Origin of the sequence: Microbacterium sp. 22242 (genome assembly GCF_052045495.1) — a bacterium.
GTDB lineage: Bacteria > Actinomycetota > Actinomycetes > Actinomycetales > Microbacteriaceae > Microbacterium.
The window spans coordinates 58,794-68,661 of record NZ_JBQEOZ010000017.1; the positions used below are offsets into that span (position 1 = coordinate 58,794).

Below are 9,868 nucleotides of genomic sequence, written 5' to 3' on the forward strand. Positions count from 1 at the left end.
TCCTAGAGGGCGATTCCCGCCGGTTCGGCGGCGGAGGAGGGGCGGGCGTCGGAACGGACGGCGTCGGACAGATAGGTGGCGACGCCGGAGCGGAACTGACCGCCGTCGACGCCGATCTCGGCGCCGGTGACGAACGAGGCGGCGTCGGAGAGCAGGAACACGACGACGTCCGCGACCTCGTCGGGCTCGCCGCCGCGGTGCAGCGGGGCGACGGCGAGATTCGCGTCGCGGAAGGCCGCGGGCGCGCTCGCGGTCATCTCGGTGCGGATGTAGCCGGGGTGCACGATGTTCACGCGGATGCCGCGCGGACCGAGCTCGGTCACGCACGCGTGCGTGAGCCCGCGCAGGGCCCACTTGCTGGTCGTGTAGGCGGCCGTGTAGTGGCCGGTGACGCCGGCGGCGGACCCGATGTTGACGATCGAGGATCCGGCTCCCATCAGCGGCAGCAGCGCCTGGATGCCGAGCATCGCGCCGGTGACGTTGATCGCGAGCACCCGGTCCCACTCGGCGCGGTCGAGCGCGCCGATGCGCACCCGGTGGGTGACTCCTGCGTTGTTCACGAGCCCCTTCACGGTGCGGCCGGCGAGCGACGCGGCGAGCGCGGCCCAGTCCGCCTCGTCGGTCACGTCGAGGCGGCGGTAGGCGACGGACCCGGGAAGGGACGCGGCCTCGGCGCACAGCTCCGGTGCGTCGTCGTGGACGTCGGCCGCGATGACCTCAGCGCCCTGCGCGGCGAGCCGCAGCGCCTCGCGCGCGCCCTGACCGCCGGCCGCGCCGGTCACGACGAACAGGCCCCCGGCGATCCCGGGCAGCACGAGGCCGCGCGCCGCATCGGGCGCCGCCGTGCTCATGCCGCGTCCCGGGGGCCGTGCGTCATCAGGCCCTCGCGGACCTCCGAGGGCAGTACCGCGAGCACGTCGTCGCCGAACGCGCCGCCGACCAGCACGAACGCGACGCGTGCGACCGTGTCGCCGCGGTTCGCCCAGGCGTGGTCCGTGCCGCGCTGCACGATGACGTCGCCGGCGCGTGCCGTGACCTCGCCGTCGTCCAGGACGAGCGTGATCTCGCCGTCCAGCACGACGCCGTAGTCGATCGACTCGGTGCGGTGCACGGGCGACTGCAGCCGCCGCGCGTCGAGGTGGCCGGGCAGGAACTCGTTGATGCGGATCCGGGTGCCGCGCGCGGGCGGCGGGACGGTGAGGGATCCCGCGGTCGGGTCTTCGGGTCCCGCCCCGATCGCAGCGGGAGAGGCGTGCGTGACCCACACCTCGTGGAACGCGACGCCGTCCTCGGGCAGCTCGCGCGAGACCGGCACGGGCGCGTCGCTCACGACGACCGAGGCGCCGGATCCGTCGTGGCCGGTGACGATCCGGCGCGGGACGCGGAACGGTCCGGCGACGGCGTCCGCTCCGGGAACCCCGGCCGCCCCCTGAGCCTGGGCCGGTCGCTCGGTCACGGCGCGGGGACCAGCGCCATGAGCGCGCCGCCCATGACCCGGCCGGGATCCGCGCCCGGAGTTCCGGGATGCAGCTCCCACTCGGCGAGCTGCATCGAGGCGTCCACGACGCCCTTGACGCGCGGGATCCGGCGCGCATGGAACTCCTGGACCTGCGTCTCGAAGTCGCCGTCCTGCGTGACGTGCTCGGCGAAGAGCAGCGCGTCCTCGACGCACTGCGCGGCGCCCTGCGCGATCAGCGGCGGCACGGCGTGCACGGTCTCGCCGAGCGCGATCACCCGGCCGCGGTGCCAGGGGCCCTCGACGAAGATCCACTCGATCTCCTGGAAGTTCAGGAACGTGTTCTCGTCGATCGAGTCCCGCAGGTGGTCGAACGGTCCGTGGAAGTTCGCCATCAGACGCCGCACCTCCTGCCAGTCCGGCAGCCCGTTGTCCGCGCGCTCCGGCCGGCACAGCACGAAGATGTAGCACTGGTCGGCGCTGACCGGCGTGTAGCCGACCTTGTAGGCGCCCCCGTCGTCGGACATCGGGTACGCGATGCCGCCGGTCATCTCCGGGGTGCGCGAGGTGACCGCGCGCCAGATGCCCAGACCGGTCGGGCGCCGGTCCTCGGCGATGCCGAGCGTGGCGCGGGTCTGCGATTTGATTCCCTCGGCGATCACGATGGCGTCCCAGGTCTCGGTGGTGCCGTCGGAGAGCACGGAGACGGCCGCGTCGGCACGGTTCTCGAACGAGGCGAGCTCGCGACCGAGGCGGATCTCGACGCCCAGCTCCGCGGCCCGGCGCACCAGGATCTCGTGCAGGTCGGGGCGCAGCGCGCCGATCGTCGCGGGCAGGTCGTCGCCGCCGGTGCGCGGCGTCGGCATCTCGGCCATCACCCGGCCGTCCGCGAAGTAGAGGGTGACCGCGTTCTCGGCCTGGCCGACCGCGAGCACCTCGTCGATCACGCCGATCTCGCGGAAGACGCGCAGCGCGTTGCCCTGGATGGTCAGGCCGTGCCCGACCCGGGCCCACGCCTGGTTCTTGTCGACCAGCGTGACAGCGACCCCGCGCTGCGCGAGGGCGATCGCGGTCGTCAGGCCGGTGAACCCGGCGCCGACGATGAGCACGTTGCGTACCGACATCTTCGTCTCCTCATCCGGGACCCGTCATCCGTGCGACAGGATCCGCCGGAATACGACGTTAGGCGTGCGCGGCACCGGGGAACAGCAGGGGCGCGTGATGGGTCGTATCGGCGACGCGCCCCTCGCGGATCGGGCGCCCGCCGTCAGCCGCGCAGCGCGCCGGTCGCGACCCGCGCCGCGACCAGCTCGCGGAACCAGGCGTGCCCGGCGTCGTGCGTGTGCGCGGGGTGCCACCACAGCCGCTGGATCAGCTCGACCGGGTCGAACGGCGTCGGCACCGCGACCGTGCCGGTCACCGCGGCGTTGCGCTCGACCAGCCGTCGCGGCACCACGCCGATGAGCTCGGTGCCGCGGATCGTCAGCGGCACCGACAGCAGCGCCGACGTGGTGACCCGCACCCGCGGATGCAGGTCGAGCTCGTGCATGCGCCGCTCCGGCGCGGTGAGGTGCGCACGGCCGAAGTCGCAGCGGATGAACGGGCTGGCGAGGAAGTCCTCGAGTGAGATCGCGCCGCCGGCGACGACCGGATTGCGCCGATCCGCCACCACGACGTACTCGTCGCGGAACAGCTCCATGCTCGCCGCCTCGATGCCGATCCCGGGCGGGGCGACGATGTAGTCGTGCCCGAGCAGGTCGCGCGTGGCGTCGGTGGGCTCCGCCGGCAGGCGCAGCTGATCGAAGCGCACCTCGGGCGCCTCGGCCTGGGCGGCGTCGAAGAGCGGGCGCAGCTCGATCGCGCTGTAGTCGGTGACCTGGATGCGGAACTCGCGCCGGGTGGTGGCGGGGTCGAACGGCGCGGCCTGGCCGAGCGCCTGCGCGACCAGCGGCAGGGTGAGCTGCACCTGCGGCAGGATCTGCCGGGCCAGCGGCGTGAGCTCGTACTCGCGCCCCACCCGCACCAGCAGCTCGTCCTGGAACACCGTGCGCAGCCGCGCGAGCGCGGTCGACATCGTGGACTGGCCGCTGCCGATCCGCTCCCCCGCCCGCGTGACGTTCGCCTCCTCGAGCAGCGCACGCAGCGCGACGAGGAGGTTCAGGTCGGTGTCACCGCTGGCCACAGATGCATGGTATCCGGTCGCCGCATGGCGGGCCCGGCGGGCCCGGCCTACTCTCGTACCGTCGCCACCGGCATCCCCCGGCGGCGGAATGCGCGGATCCCGCGCGCACGATCCAGAGGAAAGGTCGACGATGACTGAGCGGCTCGTCTCGCATCTCCGCTACGCCGCGCTCGCGGTGCCGAACTTCGAGGTGGAGCGCGACTTCTTCGTGCGGTACTGGGGCCTCACCGAGGTGCACGCCGAGGACGGCCTCAGCTACTTCGCCGCGGAGGGGTCCTCCGAGCCGTTCATCCTGCGGCTGCGCAAGGACGACAAGCGCATCGACCTCGCCGGGTTCGGCGTGCGCACCCGCGCGGACGTCGACGCGCTGGCCGCGAAGCTGCACGCCGAGGACGTGCGGTTCATCCACGAACCGCAGGAGCTCACCGGCTTCAGCGGAGGGTACGGCTTCCGGGTGTTCGACGGCGACGGCAGGGCGCTCGAGTTCTCCACCGGCTACCGGACGCGCGAGGCGCGCAAGATCCGCGAGCGCGAGCCGATCCCGGCGAAGCTTTCGCACATGGTGTTCAACTCGCCCGACCTGAACCGCACCGCGCAGTGGTACGTGGATCACCTCGGCTTCACGATCTCGGACTCCCTGGTCCGCCCGGACGGCGCCGACATGATGCACTTCATGCGCTGCAACGCGACGCATCACTCGATCGCGGTCGCGATGGGTCCGCACCACTCCCTGCACCACCTGTCCTTCGAGATGCGCGGCATCGAGGAGTGGATGCGTGGCGCGGGCAAGATCCTGCGCTCCGGCGCGCGGATGATCTGGGGGCCGGGCCGGCACAACGCGGGCGACAACACGTTCGCGTACTTCCTGGATCCGGCGGGCAACACGATCGAGTACACGACCGAGCTGTCCATGGTCGACGACGACACCTGGGTCGCACACCGGCACGACATCAGCGATCTGTCCACGCAGGATCAGTGGGGCACCGCGCAGGAGATGAGCGAGCTGGTGGCCCGCGAGTCCTTCAACGACATCGACAAGGGCCTGTTCGTGGCCCCTCCGGTGTGAGACCGCGGACGAGAGGAACAGGATCATGACGCGCATCCACTTCGCCGCCGATCACGGCGGCTACGAGCTCGGGCGGGCGCTGCAGGCGCGCGCGATCGAGGCCGGTCACGACGTGGTCTGGCACGGCGCGGACGAGCTCGACCCGGGCGACGACTACCCGGTGTTCGCGATCCGGGTCGCAGCGGCGGTCGTCGAGGAGCAGGACGCGGGCGTCGACGCCTTCGGCGTGCTGGTGCTCGACGAGGCCGTGGCCGGCGTGGTCGCGGCGAACAAGGTGAACGGCGCCCGCGCGGTCACGAGCACGTCCCCGCGCGCGGCGATGAACGCCCGCGCGGTGGTCGACGCGAACGTGCTCGTGCTGGAGGGCATCGCGTACGAGGAGTCGGCGTGGCTGAACGTCGCCGCGTTCGTGACCGCGTCCATGGAGGCGTCGGTGACCCGCGGCCGGCAGATCCTGCAGATCGAGGAGTACGAGAACTCCGGCACGATCGAGGGCTGGGCCGTGCAGCTCGAGCCCGAGCAGATCGCCGTCCGGCACGAGTGAGCCGCGCGGCGCCGGTCAGGCTTCCGGTGCGACCGGCGCCGCGTCGGCGACCGGCACCGTGTCTGTGGCCGGCGCCGTGTCTGTGGGCGGCACCGTGCCTGTGGCCAGCACCGTGTCGAGGTGCGCGTCCAGCTGGTCGGGCACGGACACCAGCTCCGGCTCGTACATCCACTGGAACTGCAGCCCGTCCCAGAGCGCGAGGAACCACAGCGCCTCGGCGTCCGGATCCAGGCCCGCGCGCAGCGACCCCTCCGCGGCGGCGGCGCGGAACAGCCCCTCGAAGAAGCTCAGCGCCCGAGCGAACCGCGCCGCGAAGTAGCCGTGCGCGGGGTGCTGCGGCACGGAGGCCTCGCAGCTGAGCACCGCGTACACCTCGATCAGGCCGGGGCGCAGCTCGGCGTTGCGGCGTGCGCCGGCGACCGCTCCGCGCAGCGTCTCGACCGCGGTCCCGCGCGGGTAGTCCTGCGACTCCTCGCTGATCGTGAGGTCGCGCATCGCGAGCACCGCGCCGAGCAGGTCCGACTTGGCCGGGTAGTGGTGGAACAGCGCGGCCTTCGAGACGCCCACCCGGGCGGCGATGTCCTGCATGCTCGTGGCGACGAAGCCGCGCTCGGCGAACAGTCCGGTCGCGACCTCGACGATGCGGTCGCGGCGGGCCTGCCCGGCCTCGGGACCGACGAGGGCCTCGGCGAGATCGGGCAGGGCAGGAGGGTCCGTGCGGTCCGCGGGCGGGCAGGGCGCCGGCGGCGGCCAGGCGCGGAGGTGCTCCTCATAGGCGGCGAGCGCGGCGGCCACGTCCACCGGGTGGCCCTCCGGCCGGTAGCGCGCGATCAGGCCCAGCCCGTCCCACGCCGCCGTCAGCCGCATCGCCTCCCCGGCCGGATCCGCGCCGTCGCGCAGCCCGCCGGACGCGGCGCGCGCCCGGAGCTCCTCCTGTGCCGCCCAGCGCACCCGGCGGTACCGCGCGGCCATCGCAGCGTGCGCGGGATGCCCGTCCGGCCCCGCCTCGCCGCTCAGCATCGTGATCACGCCGGAGCGGGCGGGATCCTCGTCGTTCCAGCGCTGCAGCGCCGACACCAGCCGCGCGCCGGCGGGCTGATCCGCCCAGGCCGCGCGGGAGCGCTCCTCGAGGTCGGCGATCACCTCGGCGAGGATCTCCCCCTTGCCGGCGAAGTGCCGCAGCAGGCCGGGATGCGTGATGCCTGCCGCGGCGGCGACGTCGCGCAGCGAGACCGCGCTGTAGCCGGACGCGGCGAAGAGGTGCAGCGCCGCTTCCACGATCTGCGCGCGGCGGGCGCGTCCGCGGGCGGTGGGAGCACGGGAAGGGACGGCGGGGGCAGCCGCAGCGGACGCCGGCACCAGGGGCGCCGCCTGTCGCGTCCCCGCCTTCTGCGCGCTCATCCCGGCCCTCCGCTCCGTCGTCAGCCTACCGGCGCCCGAAATGTTACCAATCGGTCTAACTATTGTTACCATTCGGTCAGGTGATTCGCTAGGATCGCTGCGATGGCGTCGACGGCGACGCCGAAGGAGGACACCCGAATGACCGACATCACTCCTGCCGCGAACGCGGCGACCGCCGGGACGACCGGCTTCAGAGCCCCCGACAGTGCGCCCCGCAGGACGCCGCGCGGATACACGCCGGGCCTCGCGGCCGTGAACTTCGGCGTCATGCTGGCCCTGCTCACCCCCGTGCTGGTGAGCATGGCGTTCAAGGTGCAGCACCTGAGCGGCGCGGCCGGCGCCGCGGGCGACCTCGGCCTGGTGCTGGGCGTGGGCGCGCTCTTCGCCCTCTTCGCCAACCCGCTCGCGGGGCGCCTGTCCGACCGCACCACCGCGCGCTGGGGCATGCGCCGGCCGTGGATCCTGGGCGGCCTGCTCGTCGGCCTCGGCGCCTTCGCGCTGATCGGGTCCGCGACCTCGATCTGGGTCGTGCTGATCGGCTGGTGCCTCGCGCAGACCGCGATGAACGCGGCCCTCGCCGCCGCCAATGCGACCCTCCCCGATCAGGTGCCTGCGGAGTCCCGCGGCGGGGTCTCCGGCCTCGTCGGGATCGCCACCCCGGTGGGCATCCTGGCCGGCAGCTTCCTGATCAACTTCATCGGCGACGACCTGCTGCGCTTCGTGGTGCCAGGGCTCATCGCCGCCGTCCTCGGACTGCTGTTCGTGCTCACCCTGCGCGACCGCCGCCTCTCCGAGAAGCCCGCGCAGCGCCTCACCGTCGGCCAGTTCTTCGGATCCTTCGTGTTCAACCCCGTCAAGCACCGCGACTTCGGCTGGACCTGGCTGACCAAGTTCTTCGTGATGTTCGGCTACGCCGGCGTCGCCACGTTCCTGCCGTACTACCTCGGCCAGAAGTTCCACCTCGACGAGCAGTCCACGATCTCGACCATCCTCATCTCGAACCTCGCGGCGACCGTCGCGATGGTCGTCTCCAGCCCGCTCGGCGGCTACCTCTCCGACCGGTTCGGCCGGCGCCGCCCGTTCGTCGCCCTCGCCGGGCTGATCATGGTCGTCGGCCTGCTCGTGCTCGCCTTCGCCCCGAGCGTGGCCGTGGTCATCGCCGCCCAGGCCGTCATCGGCTTCGGCGCCGGCTCGTTCTTCGCGGTCGACCTCGCCCTGGCCACGCAGGTGCTGCCCAACCAGGACGACGTCGCGAAGGACCTGGGCGTGCTCAACATCGCCAACGCGCTGCCGCAGTCGATCGCGCCGGCCATCGCACCTGCGATCATCGCCCTGGGGGCGCTGACGCCACTCGGCGGCTACACCACCTGGTACCTCTTCGGCGCCGTCATCGCCTTCCTCGGCGCCGTGTTCGTCTACCGCATCAAGGGAGTGAAATGACCGACACCGAAAAGCCCTGGCTCGATGCCGCCCTGCCCGTCGAGGAGCGCGTGGAGCTGCTGCTGCGAGAGATGACGCTGGAGGAGAAGGCGGGACTGTTCTTCCACACGATGATCTCCCTCGGCCCCGACGGCGAGCTCTCCGAAGGCGATCCTGCCTTCGACCTGCCCTCGACCGACGAGTACGTCAACGGGCGCCACATGACGCACTTCAACCTGCTGAGCACGGTGCCGACGGCGGGCACGCTGGCCGCCTGGCACAACCGGCTGCAGGAGCTCGCCGCGGCCACCCGCCTCGGCATCCCGGTGAGCCTGTCCACCGACCCGCGGCACGCCTTCAGCGAGAACCCGGGCGCGGCGCTCCTGGCCGGCCCGTTCTCGCAGTGGCCGGAGCCCCTCGGCCTGGCTGCGACGGCCGACCCGGAGCTGGTGGAGCGGTTCGGCGACGTCGCCCGGCAGGAGTATCTGGCCGTCGGGATCCGCGTCGCGCTGCACCCGCAGGTCGATCTCGCCACCGAGCCGCGCTGGGCGCGGCAGCTGCAGACGTTCGGCGAGGATGCGGAGCTGTCCGGCGATCTCGGGGCCGCGTACGTGCGCGGGTTCCAGGGGTCCTCGTTCGGGCCCGGATCCGTCTCCACGATGACCAAGCACTTCCCCGGCGGCGGCCCGCAGAAGGACGGCGAGGATCCGCACTTCGAGTACGGCCGCGAGCAGGTCTACCCCGGCGACAACTTCGAGCACCACCTGAAGCCGTTCGAGAAGGTGTTCGCCGCGGGCGGCCGCCAGATCATGCCCTACTACGGCATGCCGATCGGCACCCGGTACGAGGAGGTCGGCTTCGGCTTCAACAGGTCGGTGCTGACCGGCCTGCTGCGCGAGCGCTACGGGTTCGACGGCATCGTCTGCACCGACTGGGGTCTGGTCACCGACCACCCGATCATGGGTACTCCGTTCCCGGCGCGGGCGTGGGGCGTCGAGCACCTCACTCCGAAGCAGCGGATCGTGAAGATCCTGGACGCGGGCGCCGACCAGTTCGGCGGCGAGGCCTGCCCCGAGCTGCTCGTCGAGCTCGTGCGCGACGGCGAGGTGTCCGAGGAGCGGCTGGACGTCTCGGCCCGCCGGCTGCTGCGGGAGAAGTTCCTGCTCGGACTGTTCGAGGACCCGTTCGTGGACGCGGAGAAGGCGGATGCGATCGTCGGCAAGGCCGACTTCCGCGCCGCGGGCATCGAGGCTCAGCGCGCCTCGGTCACGGTGCTCGCGAACGACGGCGCGCTGCCGTTCGCCGCGGGAGCGAGGATCTACGCGGAGGGCCTGGCCGACGAGGTCGTGACGCAGTTCGGCACGCCGGTGGCGACCCCCGCGGAGGCGGATCTCGCGATCCTGCGCCTGCAGGCGCCGTACGAGGAGCGCGCCTCGGCGTTCGAGAACTTCTTCCACGCCGGCCCGCTCGACTTCCCCGAGGAGACGCTCGCGCACGTGCGCGAGATCGCGGCGCAGACCCCGACCGTCGTCGACGTGTTCCTGGACCGCCCGGCGATCCTCGCTCCGATCGTCGACGCCGCCGCCGCGGTCGTGGCGAACTGGGGGGTGAGCCCGGTCGTCCTGCTCGAGGTGCTCAGCGGCGCCGTGCCCGCGCGCGGGAAGCTGCCGTTCGACGTGCCCCGCTCGACCGAGGCCGTGCTCGCCTCGCGTCCGGACGTGCCGTTCGACACCGAGGACCCGCTGTTCCGCTTCGGCCACGGGCTGAGCCTCTGACCCCTGCGTGAACGGACGGGAGCGG

Annotated in this window: 9 protein-coding genes; 4 read left to right on the top strand and 5 right to left on the bottom strand. The window is 72.5% G+C overall.

Going from position 1 to position 9,868, the window contains the following annotated elements; genetic code table 11:
- Positions 1 to 2 precede the first annotated feature (2 nt).
- The 4 genes from ACTJJZ_RS15710 to ACTJJZ_RS15725 all read right to left on the bottom strand — a co-directional run bounded on the left by ACTJJZ_RS15710 (position 3) and on the right by ACTJJZ_RS15725 (position 3,638).
- Positions 3 to 851 (bottom strand): SDR family NAD(P)-dependent oxidoreductase, encoded by an 849-nt coding sequence (locus ACTJJZ_RS15710; protein WP_440722127.1) that lies wholly within the window; start codon positions 849 to 851, stop codon positions 3 to 5.
- Positions 848 to 1,456, bottom strand: a complete 609-nt coding sequence (locus ACTJJZ_RS15715) for a cupin domain-containing protein (protein WP_440722128.1) — start codon at positions 1,454 to 1,456, stop codon at positions 848 to 850. Before ACTJJZ_RS15715 ends, ACTJJZ_RS15710 begins: the two co-directional genes overlap by 4 nt.
- Positions 1,453 to 2,580, bottom strand: a complete 1,128-nt coding sequence (locus ACTJJZ_RS15720; RefSeq protein WP_440722129.1) for an FAD-dependent oxidoreductase — start codon at positions 2,578 to 2,580, stop codon at positions 1,453 to 1,455. The genes ACTJJZ_RS15715 and ACTJJZ_RS15720 overlap by 4 nt, the downstream gene beginning before the upstream one ends.
- A gap of 143 nt (positions 2,581 to 2,723) precedes the next feature.
- Positions 2,724 to 3,638, bottom strand: coding sequence for a LysR family transcriptional regulator (locus tag ACTJJZ_RS15725; RefSeq protein WP_440722130.1), 915 nt, complete (start codon positions 3,636 to 3,638; stop codon positions 2,724 to 2,726).
- A 130-nt stretch (positions 3,639 to 3,768) separates the two neighbouring features.
- Between ACTJJZ_RS15725 and ACTJJZ_RS15730 the strand changes: the two genes are divergently transcribed.
- Positions 3,769 to 4,704, top strand: a complete 936-nt coding sequence (locus ACTJJZ_RS15730; protein WP_440722131.1) for a VOC family protein — start codon at positions 3,769 to 3,771, stop codon at positions 4,702 to 4,704.
- A gap of 25 nt (positions 4,705 to 4,729) precedes the next feature.
- Positions 4,730 to 5,248 carry an RpiB/LacA/LacB family sugar-phosphate isomerase gene (locus ACTJJZ_RS15735; RefSeq protein WP_440722132.1) on the top strand — a complete coding sequence of 173 codons (519 nt, stop codon included), beginning with the start codon at positions 4,730 to 4,732 and terminating at the stop codon, positions 5,246 to 5,248.
- Between the two features lie 15 nt (positions 5,249 to 5,263).
- On the opposite strand, the gene ACTJJZ_RS15740 is transcribed toward ACTJJZ_RS15735, so the two are convergent.
- Positions 5,264 to 6,649 (bottom strand): TetR/AcrR family transcriptional regulator, encoded by a 1,386-nt coding sequence (locus ACTJJZ_RS15740; protein ID WP_440722133.1) that lies wholly within the window; start codon positions 6,647 to 6,649, stop codon positions 5,264 to 5,266.
- Between the two features lie 138 nt (positions 6,650 to 6,787).
- Here ACTJJZ_RS15740 and ACTJJZ_RS15745 point away from each other — a divergent pair, with 138 nt between their 5' ends.
- Complete coding sequence (locus ACTJJZ_RS15745) at positions 6,788 to 8,089, top strand: MFS transporter (protein ID WP_440722134.1); 1,302 nt, start codon at positions 6,788 to 6,790, stop codon at positions 8,087 to 8,089.
- Entirely contained in the window at positions 8,086 to 9,843 is a 1,758-nt protein-coding gene (locus tag ACTJJZ_RS15750; protein WP_440722135.1) for a glycoside hydrolase family 3 protein, read from the top strand. The genes ACTJJZ_RS15745 and ACTJJZ_RS15750 overlap by 4 nt, the downstream gene beginning before the upstream one ends.
- Positions 9,844 to 9,868 lie beyond the last annotated feature (25 nt).